A 13,626-nucleotide genomic window follows, 5' to 3' on the forward strand; every position below is an offset into this window, starting at 1 on the left:
GATGATCTTGGATCATGCTGCCGCGCCGAACCGCGCCTGACCATCCCCCTGAACTGTCGGACGATTCGACCGGATGCCGGATGCCGAACGACCCCGAATCGGTCATGCCGGAAGACTACGAGTACGACTCAAGTCGTACGCCCGGGTTCAATCTCGGGGTGGACGCCGTCGATCCGTCGCCTGCCTAGCGTCGTTGACGTGTCTACCCAACCCCTACTCGCCGCCGACGACGTCACCAAGTCGTTCGGCGCCACCCAGGCCCTGACCGGCGCGTCGTTGCAGGTCTTCCCCGGTGAGGTGCTCGCACTGACTGGACCGTCCGGGTCCGGCAAGTCGACCCTGCTGCACTGCCTGTCCGGGATTCTGCGACCGGACGGCGGCCGGATCGGCTACGACGGCCGCGATCTGGGCGCGCTCGGTGACCGGGAACGCAGCGCGCTGCGCCGGAACGCGTTCGGTTTCGTGTTCCAGTTCGGACAGCTGGTTCCCGAGCTGACCTGTCTGGAGAACGTCGCGTTGCCGCTGCGGCTGTCCGGTGTCCGCCGCCGGCGGGCCGAGCAGTCGGCGGGTGAGCTGCTGGCCCGGCTCCAGGTCTCCGACGTGGCGGGCAAACGGCCCGGTCAGGCGTCGGGCGGGCAGGCGCAGCGGGTCGCGGTGGCCCGTGCCCTGATCACCACCCCTCGGGTGATCTTCGCCGACGAGCCGACCGGCGCACTCGACTCCCGCAACGGCGAGCAGGTGATCCGGCTGCTGGTGGCGGCGGCGAAGGAACGTGGCAGCGCGGTCGTGCTGGTCACCCACGAGGACCGGATCGCCGCGTGCGCCGACCGGGTGGTCGTGTTCCACGACGGCGCGAACCTCGACGCGGCGGTCACCCGATGACCGCGCTGCTGCTGGGCGTACGGCTGAGCGTCGCGGGCGGACGGTCCGGGTGGCTGCGGCTGGCGCTGATCGCCGCCGGGGTCGGGCTCGGCGTGGGGATGCTGCTGGTGCTGGCCGCCACACCGACCGCGGTCGCGGCCCGCGAGGAACGACGCGACGACCGCGCCTCGGGCGCCGCCGCCGAGTCGGCCGGGCCCGCAACGCTGCTGGTCCTGGCGGTGGAGAGCCGGTTCCGGGAGGAGGCCGTCCGCGGGCGGATCCTGCGGCCCGACGGTGACCGGCCACCGGTTCCGCCGGGACTGGACCGGGTTCCGGCGGCCGGTGAGATGTTCGTGTCCCCGGCGCTGGCCGGCCTGATCGCCGGACCGGGCGGTGACGTGCTGGCCGGACGCTGGTCGGCACGGGTGGCCGGAACGATCGCTCCGGAGGGTCTGTCCGGGCCGGACGAGATGTGGTTCTACGCCGGTTCCGACACGCTGACCAGCGACGACGGCGCCGAGCGGATCAGCTCGTTCGGAGCCGACCGGACACCGACGACGGACGGCACGATCGTGGTGCTCGCGATCATCGGTGCGGCGATCATGCTGATGCCGGTGCTGGCGTTCGTCACGACCGCGGTGCGGTTCGGCAGCGAGAGCCGGGAACGGCAGCTCGCCGCGATCCGGCTGGTCGGCGCGGACGGCCGGATGACCAGGCTGATCGCGGCCGGGGACACCCTGATCGGCGCGGTCCTGGGGCTCGCCGTCGGCGGTGCGGTCTTCCTCGGGCTGCGCAACGTGGTCGGGTCGTTGTTGCCGGCCGACTTCAGCCCGTACCCCTCGGATCTCCGCCCGGTTCCGGTCTTTGTCGTTCTGATCCTGCTGGTCGTGCCGGCCGGCGCCGTGCTGGTGACGCTGACCGCGCTGCGCCGGGTGGTGATCGAGCCGCTCGGCGTGGTCCGGCAGAGCGTGCCGCGCCGACGACGGCTGTGGTGGCGGCTGGTTCCGCCGGCGGCCGGGCTGGCGCTGCTGTATCCACTGGCCGGCGGCCTGCCCGCGGAGATCGGCGACGGCACCCGCGGGCAGCTCGCGGCCGGGGCGATCCTGCTGCTGACCGGGGTCGTGGTGCTGCTGCCGTGGCTCGTGCAGGCACTGGTCCGGCGGCTCGGCGGCGGTGGCGTGGCCTGGCAGTTGGGCGTGCGGCGGCTGCAACTCGACAGCGACACCGCGATCCGGTCGGTCTCCGGGATCGCGGTGTCGGTCGCCGGTGTCATCGCCGTTCAGGGCCTGCTCGGTGCCTCGATCGCGGCGACCGGCGGGGCACAGGCGCCGGCCGAACGGTTCCAGGCGGTCGCCTACACGAACGGCGCCGACGGCACCGGATGGCAGGCGGCCCTGACGGGCACGCCGGGGGTCGCGGAGGTGCGATTGTCCGGCTACGGCTCTCTCCGGACCGGTGCCGAAGAACAAACCGGGGCGACGGTACGGGTGGGCGACTGCGAAGTTCTGCGGCAGTACGCCCCGCTGCCCTCGTGTACCGACGGTGACAGCTTCTCGGCTGTGATGCCGGGCTGGGACAAGACTGTCGAAGAGCCGGGCTCCTCGTTCTACGGCGCCGACGAGAACACGCCACTCTCCTCATGGACCGTGCCGGACGGGGTACCCGAGGTCACGCTCTATCCGAGTGAGGCCGGGCCGGCCGACTACCTGGCCACCCCGGGCGCCCTGAAGATCCGCCCCGACCTGTCCGGCCTGATCACCGACGGTCATCTGGTGCGGCTGGATCCGGCCGCCCCGGACGCCATCGAGCAGGTCCGCAACACCATGACCAGGCTCGCCCCGGCCGCTCCCCTGCAACTGTTCGACGACCAGCGGATCGGCAACCAGTTCGCCGGAGCCCGCCAGGTGGCCCAGGCCTGCGCCGTACTGCTGCTGCTCTTCATCGGCGCCAGCATGCTCGTGAACGTGACCGAACAGCTGCGGGAACGGCGCCGGCTGCTGGCGGTGCTGGCCGCGTTCGGCACCAGACGACGGACCCTGTCGGCGTCGGTGCTCTACCAGGTCGCCATTCCCGCGTCGGCCGGGCTGCTCCTGGCGGTGCTGGTCGGCGGCACCCTGTCGGCGGTGCTACTGGCCGCCACCCGGGCGCCGGTCACCGTCGACTGGTCGGCGATCGGCCTGGTCACCGCCACGGTCGCGGGGATGATCCTGGCGGTCACCGCGGCCGGTCTGCCGCTGCTGTTCCGGCTGCTTCAGGTCCACGAGCTGCGCAGTGAGTGAATCTCCTAGGCTGGGCGGCATGCCGGTCCGTCTGCGTCTCTCACCGGCCGATCTGCTGGTCTCGGTCTTCGTGGTCGTCCTGGCGACCTGGTGGTGGCACCAGTTCCGGGCCGGTGGGCTGGCGTTCGGCCTGCTCGCCGGGACGGTGCTGCTGTGGCGCCGCCACCACCCGCTCGCGGTGCTGGCCGGTGTGTCGGCGCTGACCGTCGCGACGGCGACGGTCGAGGTCAACGACTCCCAGCTGCACGAGGGGATGCTGCTGATCACGCTGGCTCTCGCGATGTGGGCGGCCATCGTGCACGAGCCGACCCTGCGGCGTGCGGTGGCCGGTGGAGTGGCCGCTTCGCTGGTCGCCGCGCTGGTGCTGCCGCTGAACCAGACCGCCTCCGGGCTGCACGCGGTGACCCTGCTGGACATCGCCGACGGTTTCGGGGTGGTGGTCGGCTACGGGGGCGTGGTCTGGGCGGCCGGGCTCAGCGTGCGCTACCTCAGCCAGTTGCGGGCCAACGCGGTCGAGCGACGGCTCAGCGCCGAACGCGAACGGCGGGACAACGCGCGGATCGCGGTCGCCGAGGAACGGGCCCGGATCGCCCGGGAACTGCACGACATCGTCGCCCACTCACTGTCGGTGATCGTCCTGCAGGCCAACGGGGCGGCGTACGCGTTCGACCACGATCAGCAGCGGGTGCGTGAGGCGTTACGGACCATCGGGGCCACCGGGGCCGACGCCCTGGACGAGATCCGTCAGCTCGTCGAGATGCTCCGCAGCGACGGGGGCGCGGCGTCCGACCGTACCCCCGCCGCTCTCGATCAGGTCGAAGCCGTCGTTCAGCGGGCCCGCGACGCGGGCCTGTCGGTGACCCTGGCGGTGCACGGCACGCCGCCCGACGTGCCCGGCGGTGTGGCGCTCGCGGTGTGCCGGATCGTGCAGGAGTCGCTGACGAACACGCGGAAACACGCCGGCCGGGACTCGGCCGCCACGGTGACCGTCGACTACCGCCCCGGCCGCATCGACATCGAGGTCACCGACAGGTCGGTGGGCGCCTCACCGGCGCCCCCGGCCCGCGGTGGGCACGGGCTGGTCGGGATGCGGGAGCGGGTCGCCCTCTACGGCGGGACGTTCGAGGCCGGGCCGCTGCCGGACGGCGGCTGGCGGGTCCACGCCGGGCTGCCGCTCTCCGGTGTGCGAGCGGTGTCCGCATGATCCGGGTCGTGCTCGTCGACGACCAGCACCTGGTGCGGGCCGGATTCCGGATGGTCCTCGACTATCAGGACGACATGGCCGTCGTCGGTGAGGCCGGGGACGGCGCCGAGGCGTTGCGCCTGCTCCGGGACACCCCCGCCGACGTCGTGGTGATGGACCTGCGGATGCCGGTGATGGACGGGGTGACCGCGACCAGGCGCATCTGCGCCGCCGGGCCGCTGCCCCGGGTGCTGGTGCTGACCACGTTCGACACCGACGAGGAGGCGTTCGCCGCGCTGCAGGCCGGGGCGAGCGGCTTCCTGCTCAAGAGTGTGCCACCGGACGACCTGCTCAAGGCGATCCGGGTGGTGGCCGGTGGGGAGGCCGTGGTGGCACCCCGGGTGACCCGGCGGCTGCTGGACCGGTTCGCCGGCCGCTTCACCGCCGACGAGCAGGCCGCCTCCGGCCCGCACGGCCTCACCGACCGGGAGCACGAGGTGCTGCTGCTGGTCGCGCAGGGCCTGTCGAACCTGGAGATCAGCGGTCGGCTCCAGGTCGCCGAGGCCACCGTGAAGACCCACATCGGCCGGATCCTCAACAAGCTCGGCCTCCGCGACCGGGTCCAGGCGGTGGTCTTCGCCTACGAGTCGGGTCTGGTCCGGCCCGGCAACCCGTCCTGACCGACGCGGATCTAGGGTGGACCGATGGGGACGGTTCGCAAGGTTCAGGTCACGTTCGACTGTGCGGAGCCGGAGCGGGTGGCTCGCTTCTGGTGTTCGGTGCTCGGGTATGTCTCCGGCGGGGACTTCGGGGATGCCGCCGTCGCGCAGGATCCGGCGGGTGAGGGGCCCCGGCTGTATTTTCAGCGGGTGCCCGAGGGCAAGACCGTCAAGAACCGGGTGCACCTCGACGTGCGGGTCGGGACCGGGCTGGTCGGGGCGGAGCGGCTCGCCGTGCTCACCGCCGAGAGTGAGCGGCTCGTCGCGCTCGGGGCGACGGTCTTCCAGGTGCTGGTCGCCGATGAGGAGAACGAGTCGTGCATCGTGATGCAGGACGTCGAGGGCAACGAGTTCTGTCTTGACTGATCGCTACCAGAAGGCGTTCGACACGGCCGCCACCGACTTCGAACGGCTCGGCGAGCATCTGTGGAAACCCATCGGGCGGGCCACCGTGGAGCGGACCGCGCCGGAGCCCGGTGATCGGGTCCTCGACGCGTGCTGCGGCAACGGCGCCTCGGCGATTCCGGCCGCCGTGCGGGTCGGTGACCGGGGGCTCGTCGACGCCGTCGACAGGTCACCGGCACTGATCGAGGATCTACGGTCCCGAGCTTCGGGGCTGACGTCACTGGCCACCCATGCCGCCGACGTCACGTCCTGGCCCGGCCGCGGGTACGACGTGGTGCAGGCCGCGCTCGGGATCTTCTTCTTCCCGGACATGGCCGCGGGCACCGAACATCTGATCAGCCGGGCCCGGCCGGGTGGGCGGGCCGGGTTCACCATCTGGCGGCGAGACGCGATGGTCGCACCCGGCACGTATCTGCGGCAGGCGGTCAGCCGGGTCACCGGCAACCCGCCCGAGCCGCGCCCGTCCGGGCCGGTCGAGGAGATCGACGTCGCCGGGGCGTTCCGCTCCTGGCTCGCCGAACGCGGCCTGTCCGACGTCACCGTCACCACCCATGAGCTGCGGCTGGCCGTCACCCCGGAACTCGCCTGGCTGGTGGTCACCGGTTCGGGGTTCGTCACCGTGCTGTCCGGGCTGGACGAGGCACAGACCGCCGAGGTCCGTGCCGTCTACCTCGACTCGCTGTTGCGGGACGGGGTCACCGAGTTCGACGCCACCACGCTGGTGGGGGTCGGCTACTCGCAGGGTTCGAACGCGTTGGTGATGTAGGCGATCCGGCCCGAACCGTCCTCGTGGTCGCCGGCCCACATCATCGCCGGTTCGGCCGGGGCGGTGATCCAGTACATCTGGAACACCTCATCCCACTTGGTCTTGGCGCCCGGGATGGCCCGGACCGCGTCCCGGACGGTCGTCGCGTTGGTGACTCCGTGCGGCAGCGTCACGTGCGGCGGGATCCGGCCGACGCCGATCGTCCAGCCGACCAGGCGGCCCGCACCGGCGGGCGCGAGACTCACCGTCAGGGCACCCCACGTGAGGGTACGGCGTGGGTCAGCCGTGGCATCCAGCTCGCAGCCCTTGCTGTCGATCGCCCGGTCGGGTGGCCCGAGAACGCGGCGGAGCATCTTCTCCGCGGCCTTGGCCGACCCGCCCACGGCGATCCGCCCGACCGCCGCCGGGGTGAGCTCCAGTGTGGCGTGCTCGACCGGAGCAGGCCTCTCACCGAGTGCGGGCGCGGTCAGGGTGGCGAGCAGCGTGACCGCGATGGCCGGGAGACAGGCCAGGCGTACGGCGTAGGAGGACGGCATCGGTTCATCATCGGACGCCGACGCCGGATCACCGCCCGTCCGGGCCACCGGTTCGCCCGTCCGCGTGACGCCACCTCAACTACACTGCGCTGCCGTGAACACCGTCGAGATCCTCGCCCAGTTCGACGAGGCCGCCGAGGAATTCGAGTTCCCGGACCTGAACAACGGCTACTACTACGCCGTCGACGTCCGCCTGCACGCCTACGGCGATGCCGAACGGTGGGCCCTGATCGTCGAGGCGGTCGGTTATTCGCCGCGGGCCGGGGATCTGATCGACGTACTGCACGTCTTCGGCAACTGCCTGACCTCGGGTGAACCCGGTTTCGACAACGGCGACTTCCTGGGCCGGATCGACAACTGGAACGATATCGAGGACTGCGACGAGCCCGAGGGCTACACCGGAGCCCCGCTGGTCGTCCGAGGCCGGACCGTCACCGTGCCGGGTAGGGCCGGTGAGGACCTGATCGACGTGCTGCGGCGGCTCGTCCCCGAACACCGGGAACTCCTCCTGGCCGACGAGACCGAACTGCGCCGCCGGATCCCCGCCGATCTTCCCGAGATCCTTCGCCTCGACGAATGGCGCCAGCCGGACCTGTACGAGTCCGTGCCCAGCGAATCGCCTTTCTACCAGCAGATCGCCGAGGTCCTGGCGACCGGTGACCCGGGCCGGTACATGCCCGCCGGACGGCCGAACACCCACTGGTCGTTCTGGCCCGAGTCGGGGAGTCTGTGAGGTGATCGAGGCGGGGCGGCGTGAGCTGCGGCGGATGCGGGAGTCGGCGGAGGCCTGGCCGGAGCTGCGGGACGAGGTGCGGCGGGCTCAGGTGTTGTGGGCGCTGCAGTACGACCGGCGGCCGGAGGATCTGGCACTCGTGCGGTGGCTGGCCGCCGAGGAGGCGCGGTGCCGGCGGGAGGGCGGCTTCCAGGGGCTCACCGAGGGCGTTGAGCTGGCCGGATTCCTGCTCGCCGAATACCGGCAGGTCGAGGACGTCTGGACGCAGTGGGAGCTGAAAAGGGCCGACTTCGACACGTGGTGCGGCTACGACGTCGAGCACCTGGTCGCCGCCGGGGTTCAAGCCACGATCGATTTCGTACGCGGGAGCGTGCACCCGTACCAGCAGGAGGTTTTGGAACGTCTCCTCGATGACGACGGCGAGCCGGAGTTGTCCGAGGAGGACGTCGCCGAGTGGGCCGAGCAGAGGCGGCTGTGGTTCCCCGCCGATCCGGCCGACGAGGACCCGCTGACCTGGGCCGAACGCGCTCGGCTGGTCGGTGACAAGGCGCTGGCCCGGGAGTGGCTGGACAGGTGGTCGGCGGGCCGCCCGCGGGACCGGGACACGCTGTCTCGGCTGCGGTATCAGTTGGCCGATCTGGACGCGTTCGCGGAGGCGGCCGCCGCGCAGCGGGAGCTGGTGACGTTCGCCGACAGCGACTGGGACCGGGCGTCGGCGTGGCAGGACCTGGCCGGGCTGGAACGGCGGGCCGGCGATCTCGGCGCGGCCTGGGCCGCTCTGCGGGAATCCGGTCGGGCGATCGACGACGTGCCCGGGTGGACCGAGGTCGGGCTGGGCCGGATGTTCGTACACCAGTTGTTCCTCCTCGCCGCCGCGGCCGGTGACGATCTCGCCGGCCCGGTGTTCGCCGAGGCCGACCGGCGGGCGGCCGTCGTGCCGCGTCTGCCGGTGGTGGTGTTACGCGACGCCGTCACGGCGGCCCTGCGGGTCGGCGACCGGGGCCGGGTGGCGCATTACGAGCGGCTGCGGGATGCCGAGCAGGACCGCATCGACACGGAACTCAAGCGGTGACCTGAAGGCGTTCGGCCAGGCCGCGCAGTTCGGTGCCGCCGGCGCTGCGGTTCGAACGGTCCAGCAACGTCCGGGTGGTCTCCCTGGTCATCGCCGAGGTGTGCACGTGCTGGGGCGCCAGTCGTTCGGCGGTGAGCAGGAACCGGACCGCCTCCCGGTCGCGTCCACGCAGTCGGGCCAGCGCCCGCGCGGTGTCCGCGTAGTAGAACACCTGCCGGAACCCGAGCGGCAGGGCCGCCGGATTCGTGGTGCGGGCGACCTCGGCGGCCCGGCCCGGATCGCCGCCGTCGGCTTCGATGCCGATCCGCCAGAAGTCGACGTTCGTCGGGCCGAAGTACATGCCCATCGTGGAGGTCTCGCCGGTGCGGGCGGCCAGTTCGGCGGCCTCGGTCAACCAGGTGCGGCTGTCGTCGGGGCGGCCGCAGCCTCGGCTCGCCAGGGCGCCGATCAGCAGCAGCGAGCCGAGCACCTCGGCGACGCCGGGGTGGCCGGCGTGCGGTCGCAGGTCGTCGACCGCGCGTTCGGCCAGGGTGAGTCCGCGCTGGTAGGAGCCGCATCCGGTGGCCGCACAGGCACGGGCGTAGGCGGCGTACCCGATCAGGGTGGGGTCGCCGGAGGCCTCGGCGGCGTCGCGGCAGCGTTCGGCGCCGAGCCAGGCGTCGGCCTGGCGGCCCAGGTTCCGCAGGACCGACGAGGCGATGAAGGTGACGTCGCAGAGCAACCTGATCGCGGCTGTACGCTCCGGGCCGGCGGCCGCCGCGTGCAGGCCACACAACAGGGCGGGGATCAGCCGGGCCGCACCCGCGTAGTCGCACGCCTGTCGCAGTTCGTCGACGAGCGCGACGGTACGGGCCATCTCCTGGACCGGCGCACCGGACGGAGCCGCAGGCTCGGACAGGTCGGTGTCGATCAGCGCCTGCCGGACGGCGTGCACGTGGGCGTGCGCGGCCACCACCTCCCGGTCCGCCGCCGGGACCGGAACCCCGGTGAGCTCGGCCGGCGCACACTCCAGGGCCGTGGCGATGTCGGCGAGGGTGAACCTGTTGTCGGCGGCCTGTCGACCCCGTTCGATCCGGCTCCAGGTGGCGTGTGAAAGCCCGGCCCGGCTGGCGGCGTACCGCATGCTCCATCCACGAAGCAGGCGACGTGCCCTGATGCGCTCCCCGATGCCGGGGTCACCGCTCGTTCGAGGTGTCATGCCTCGGACCGTAACCCGCCTCCGAGCCGGGGCCGGTACATGCGTGTACCAGCACCGGTCCGACCCCGGCCGGTCAGCGGTCGCTGTCGCCGGGGCTCACGCCGTAGACCAGGCGCAGGATGGCGTCGGTCAGGGTGTCCAGGAGTTCGTCCTCGTCGTAGGCGGCCGGGTCGGCGTACACGTCGGAGAACATCGTGCTGCGCAGGTTGACCGCCATCCGGGCGAGCAGGGCCGGTGAGCCGCCGACGGTGAGCCCGGCGCGGGCGTCGCGTTCGATGCGGGCGCTGAACAGCGTGCACCCCTTGTCGACGAGTCGGTCCCGGACCTGCATGACGTCCGGCCCGGGGTCGGGGGCGAGGAACGCCTCGCGCAACCACCGCCCGTCGACCTTCCACCGCGCCAGCCCGGCCGCCAGCCCGCGCCGCAACGCCGCCCGGTCGAGACCGTCGGAGCCGAGCCACTCGGCCAACTCCACGTCGGCTTCGGCGATGCCCTGGTCGACGACCGCGGCGAGGAGCGCCTGCTTGGACTCGAAGTAGAAGTAGAACCCGGACCGGGTGATCCCGGCCGCCCCGGCCAGCTCGTCGATCGTGACCTGGTTGATCGGCTTGTCCCGGAAGACCGCCCGGGCGGCGTCGACCAGGGCCTGCTCCCGCTGGTCACCTTTCGTGGGGGCACGACGACTCTTGATGGCTGGCACGGCGACGACTCTACAGCCCATCAAATGTAATTGACGACGCATCTTCAGTTTTTGACACGACGTTGAAAATCCTTGGCGACGGGTCTACGTTCAGCGCATGTCCTTCCGAACGCGCCTGGCGCTGCCCGTCGCCTCGTACGTCGTCCTGCTCGTCTCCGCCCTTCAAACGCTCGTCGTCCCGGTCGTCGCCGACATCCAGGCCGACCTGGACGTCACGACCAGCGCGGCGAGTTGGGTGGTGACCGCGAACCTGCTGGCCGCGGCGGTGCTCACGCCGATGCTGGGCCGGCTCGGCGACCTCTACGGCCGCCGTACCGTGATGCTCGGTGTGCTGGTCGCGGTCCTGCTCGGTTCGGTGCTCGCCGCCACCACGTCGAGCCTGCCGCTGCTGCTCGTCGCCCGGGTCGCCCAGGCCGCCAGTTTCGGGCTGTTCCCGCTGGCCATCGGCGTGCTCCGGGAAGAACTGCCGCCACACCGCCTGACCGGCGCGATGGCCCTGGTCAGCGGCATGCTGTCGGTCGGCGCCGGCCTGGGCCTGGTGATCACCGGCCTGCTGATGCGCCCGGGCGGCGACTATCACCGCCTGTTCTGGCTGGCCACCGCCCTGACCGTGATCGGCCTGATCGGCGCCTGGCTGCTACCGGCCCGCCCGGGCGCGGCCACCGGCACCCTCGACTGGGCCGGCGCGGGCCTGCTCGGCCTGGGTCTCATGCTCCTGCTCCTGCCCCTGGCCGAGGGCAACGGCTGGGGCTGGGACTCGCCCCGGGTGGTCGGCCTGCTGGTCGGCGCGGTGGTGGTACTCACCCTGTTCGTCCTGTTCGAACGCCGGGTGACGCATCCGCTGGTCAGCACCCGGATGCTCAGCCACCGCCCGATCGTGGTCGCCAACGCGGCCGGCCTGTTCCTGGGTTTCTCGATGTTCGCCGTGTTCCTCGCGGTCTCCACCCTGGTCCAGACACCGCCCGCGGTGGCCGGTTACGGTTTCGGCGCCTCGGTGCTCGCGACGAGCCTCATCTACCTGCTGCCCGGCACCGCGAGCGGCGTGTTCACCGCGCCCCTGGGCGGCCGACTGGTCGCCCGCTTCGGCGCAAAGGCGACACTGGTGATCGCGGCGACGCTGGCCGGCTCCGGTTTCGCGTGGCTGGCGGTGCTGCACGCGGCCACCTGGGAGGTGATCCTCGGAGCGCTGGCCGTCAACACGGCCGTCACCTTCGGGTACGCCGCCCTGCCGGCCCTGCTGATCGCCCACGTGGAACCGGCCGAGACCGGCATCGCGAACAGCGTGAACTCGATCGCCCGCTCGGTCGGCATGTCGCTGGGCACCGCGTTCGTGGTCACCATGATGACCCGCAACCCGATCCCCGGCCCGGTGCCGCTGCCCCGCGAAGCGCAGCTGGTGACGGTCTTCGTGGTCGGCGCCGCCCTCGCCGTGGCGGCCGCCGTCACCGTCGCCCGGCTACTGCCCCGCGCCCCGCAGCCGCAGCCGCAGCTGACCGTGGCCGAGGTGGAGGCCGACGAGGTGTTGGGCGCCGCCGGATTAGAAGTCCCGGTCCGCCGCTGAGTAACGGGTGGTCACCCCGAACGTCTCATCGCGCAGTTCCACGAAGGCGAGTTGCGGGATCCGGCCCGCCAGCTGTCCGAACAGATGGCGGGCCACCAGCTCGCAACGATTGGCCGTGAGCGGCACGAACCGGCGACGGCAACCCCTGAATCGCCGGGAACCGCCGCTCGATCTCCACCCGGAACGCCGTCACCACCAGTAATTCTCCTGAGGCCGGTAGGGGCTCTCCAACGCGGTGATCTCGTCGTCGGTGAGCGTCAGGTCGAGAGCGGCGACCGCGTCGGACAGGTGATGCGGCTTGGTGGCGCCCACGATCGGGCAGGACACCGCCGGTTTGGCGAGCACCCAGGCCAGCGCCACCTGCGCCATCGGCACGCCACGGGCCTCGGCGACGGCCTGGACCGCGTTCACCACCGGCTCGTCGACGTCGCGGTCGAAGGACTCGGCGACGACGTCCGACGACGACCGGGTGGTCCGCGCACCCCAGGGCCGCGCGGCGCGGCCTTTGGCCAACGGGGAGTACGGGGTGAGCCCCACCCCCTGATCCAGGCACATCGGGATCATGTCCCGCTCTTCCTCGCGCTTGAGCACGTTGTACTGATCCTGCATCGCCGAGAAGGGCGTCCACCCGTGTACGACGGCGGCGGTCTGCATCTTCGCGAACTGCCACGCCCACATCGACGAGGCGCCGAGATAGCGGACCTTGCCCGCCCGAACCAGATCGTCGAGCGCCCGCATGGTCTCCTCGACGGGCGTCTCCGGATCGAACCGGTGCACGTAGTAGACGTCGATGTAGTCGGTGCCGAGCCGCCGCAGCGAGGCGTCGACCTGTTCGAGGATCGCCTTCCGTGACAGCCCACCGCCGCCCGGCCCGTCGTGCATCCGCCCGCTCACCTTGGTGGCCAGCACGATGTCCGCCCGCCGGGAGAACCTGTTGATCGCCCGCCCGACGAACTCCTCCGAGCTGCCGCCCTGGTAGACGTTCGCGGTGTCCCAGAACGTCACCCCGAGCTCGACGGCCTGCCGGAAGAACGGGGCCGCGGCCTCCTCGTCCAGGGTCCACCGGTGCAGCCCGGCCCCGGCCACGCCGTAACTCATGCATCCGAGCCCGACCCGACTCACCTTGAGCCCGGTCCGCCCCAGCCTTGCGAACTCCACCCCCACCGCCGTTCCCGGCCGACCCCCTAAGCCGTCACCGTCAGCCTAGAGTCCGCCCACCGCGCGAGCCACGTGGCTACGGTTTGGCGACGGTGAGCAGGACGACGCTGTCGTGGACGGCTTTCAGGCTGTGCCGGGCGTCCGGGATGGCCAGCAGCTCGCCGGTGGTCGCGGCCTGTTCGTCAGCGCCGGCGATCAGGCGGACATGGCCGTGCAGGACCTGGAGGGTGGCCTCGCCGGGGCTCTCGTGCTCGTCGAGTTGCCGGCCGCCCGCCAACGCGATCAGGGTCTGCCGCAGCACGCCGGCGTGGCCGCCGTGCACGGTCTGGGCGCTGCGGCCGTTCGATGCCTGGCGGGCGATGGCCAGGTGCTGCTCGGCCAGTCCGGACAGCGACTCGGTCTTCATGGGGGGCTCCAAGGGATAAGCCGCAAGAGGTCAGCGGCAAGGGACAGCG

Annotated in this window: 14 protein-coding genes; 9 read left to right on the plus strand and 5 right to left on the minus strand. The window is 71.8% G+C overall.

From position 1 onward, the window contains the following. The first annotated feature begins 198 nt into the window (after positions 1 to 198). Genes Q0Z83_RS24655 through Q0Z83_RS24680 form a run of 6 tightly spaced genes read left to right on the plus strand, consistent with a single transcriptional unit; the run spans position 199 to position 6,213 of the window. The gene (locus Q0Z83_RS24655) at positions 199 to 882 is read left to right on the plus strand and encodes an ABC transporter ATP-binding protein (RefSeq protein ID WP_317796355.1); all 684 of its coding nucleotides are present in this window, start codon (positions 199 to 201) and stop codon (positions 880 to 882) included. Beyond that, a complete protein-coding gene (locus Q0Z83_RS24660; protein ID WP_317796356.1) occupies positions 879 to 3,140 on the plus strand; it encodes an ABC transporter permease in 2,262 nt (753 codons plus the stop codon). The genes Q0Z83_RS24655 and Q0Z83_RS24660 overlap by 4 nt, the downstream gene beginning before the upstream one ends. A 19-nt stretch (positions 3,141 to 3,159) precedes the next feature. Next, positions 3,160 to 4,344 carry a sensor histidine kinase gene (locus Q0Z83_RS24665; protein ID WP_317796357.1) on the plus strand — a complete coding sequence of 395 codons (1,185 nt, stop codon included), beginning with the start codon at positions 3,160 to 3,162 and terminating at the stop codon, positions 4,342 to 4,344. Next, entirely contained in the window at positions 4,341 to 5,003 is a 663-nt protein-coding gene (locus Q0Z83_RS24670; protein ID WP_317796358.1) for a response regulator, read from the plus strand. The genes Q0Z83_RS24665 and Q0Z83_RS24670 overlap by 4 nt, the downstream gene beginning before the upstream one ends. A gap of 24 nt (positions 5,004 to 5,027) precedes the next feature. Further along, the gene (locus Q0Z83_RS24675; RefSeq protein WP_317796359.1) at positions 5,028 to 5,408 is read left to right on the plus strand and encodes a VOC family protein; all 381 of its coding nucleotides are present in this window, start codon (positions 5,028 to 5,030) and stop codon (positions 5,406 to 5,408) included. Next, on the plus strand, positions 5,401 to 6,213 hold the full coding sequence (locus Q0Z83_RS24680; RefSeq protein ID WP_317796360.1) for a class I SAM-dependent methyltransferase: 813 nt from the start codon (positions 5,401 to 5,403) through the stop codon (positions 6,211 to 6,213). The genes Q0Z83_RS24675 and Q0Z83_RS24680 overlap by 8 nt, the downstream gene beginning before the upstream one ends. Here the strand turns inward: Q0Z83_RS24680 and Q0Z83_RS24685 are convergent. After that, positions 6,180 to 6,749, minus strand: a complete 570-nt coding sequence (locus Q0Z83_RS24685) for a hypothetical protein (protein WP_317796361.1) — start codon at positions 6,747 to 6,749, stop codon at positions 6,180 to 6,182. The genes Q0Z83_RS24680 and Q0Z83_RS24685 overlap by 34 nt on opposite strands. Before the next feature lie 94 nt (positions 6,750 to 6,843). Between Q0Z83_RS24685 and Q0Z83_RS24690 the strand changes: the two genes are divergently transcribed. Then, positions 6,844 to 7,482 carry a DUF7003 family protein gene (locus Q0Z83_RS24690; RefSeq protein ID WP_317796362.1) on the plus strand — a complete coding sequence of 213 codons (639 nt, stop codon included), beginning with the start codon at positions 6,844 to 6,846 and terminating at the stop codon, positions 7,480 to 7,482. 1 nt (position 7,483) lies between these two features. Then, entirely contained in the window at positions 7,484 to 8,554 is a 1,071-nt protein-coding gene (locus tag Q0Z83_RS24695) for a hypothetical protein (RefSeq protein ID WP_317796363.1), read from the plus strand. On the opposite strand, the gene Q0Z83_RS24700 is transcribed toward Q0Z83_RS24695, so the two are convergent. After that, positions 8,544 to 9,752, minus strand: coding sequence for a helix-turn-helix domain-containing protein (locus tag Q0Z83_RS24700; RefSeq protein WP_317796364.1), 1,209 nt, complete (start codon positions 9,750 to 9,752; stop codon positions 8,544 to 8,546). The genes Q0Z83_RS24695 and Q0Z83_RS24700 overlap by 11 nt on opposite strands. A gap of 73 nt (positions 9,753 to 9,825) precedes the next feature. Continuing rightward, entirely contained in the window at positions 9,826 to 10,452 is a 627-nt protein-coding gene (locus tag Q0Z83_RS24705; RefSeq protein ID WP_317796365.1) for a TetR/AcrR family transcriptional regulator, read from the minus strand. Positions 10,453 to 10,549: 97 nt separating this feature from the next. Between Q0Z83_RS24705 and Q0Z83_RS24710 the strand changes: the two genes are divergently transcribed. Next, positions 10,550 to 12,013, plus strand: coding sequence for an MFS transporter (locus Q0Z83_RS24710; protein ID WP_317796366.1), 1,464 nt, complete (start codon positions 10,550 to 10,552; stop codon positions 12,011 to 12,013). Between the two features lie 189 nt (positions 12,014 to 12,202). Here the strand turns inward: Q0Z83_RS24710 and Q0Z83_RS24715 are convergent, their stop codons facing one another. Further along, positions 12,203 to 13,111 (minus strand): aldo/keto reductase, encoded by a 909-nt coding sequence (locus tag Q0Z83_RS24715; protein WP_317796367.1) that lies wholly within the window; start codon positions 13,109 to 13,111, stop codon positions 12,203 to 12,205. Positions 13,112 to 13,247: 136 nt separating this feature from the next. Next, a complete protein-coding gene (locus tag Q0Z83_RS24720) occupies positions 13,248 to 13,577 on the minus strand; it encodes a cupin domain-containing protein (protein ID WP_317796368.1) in 330 nt (109 codons plus the stop codon). Between the last annotated feature and the right edge of the window lie 49 nt (positions 13,578 to 13,626).

Source organism: Actinoplanes sichuanensis (assembly GCF_033097365.1).
GTDB lineage: Bacteria > Actinomycetota > Actinomycetes > Mycobacteriales > Micromonosporaceae > Actinoplanes > Actinoplanes sichuanensis.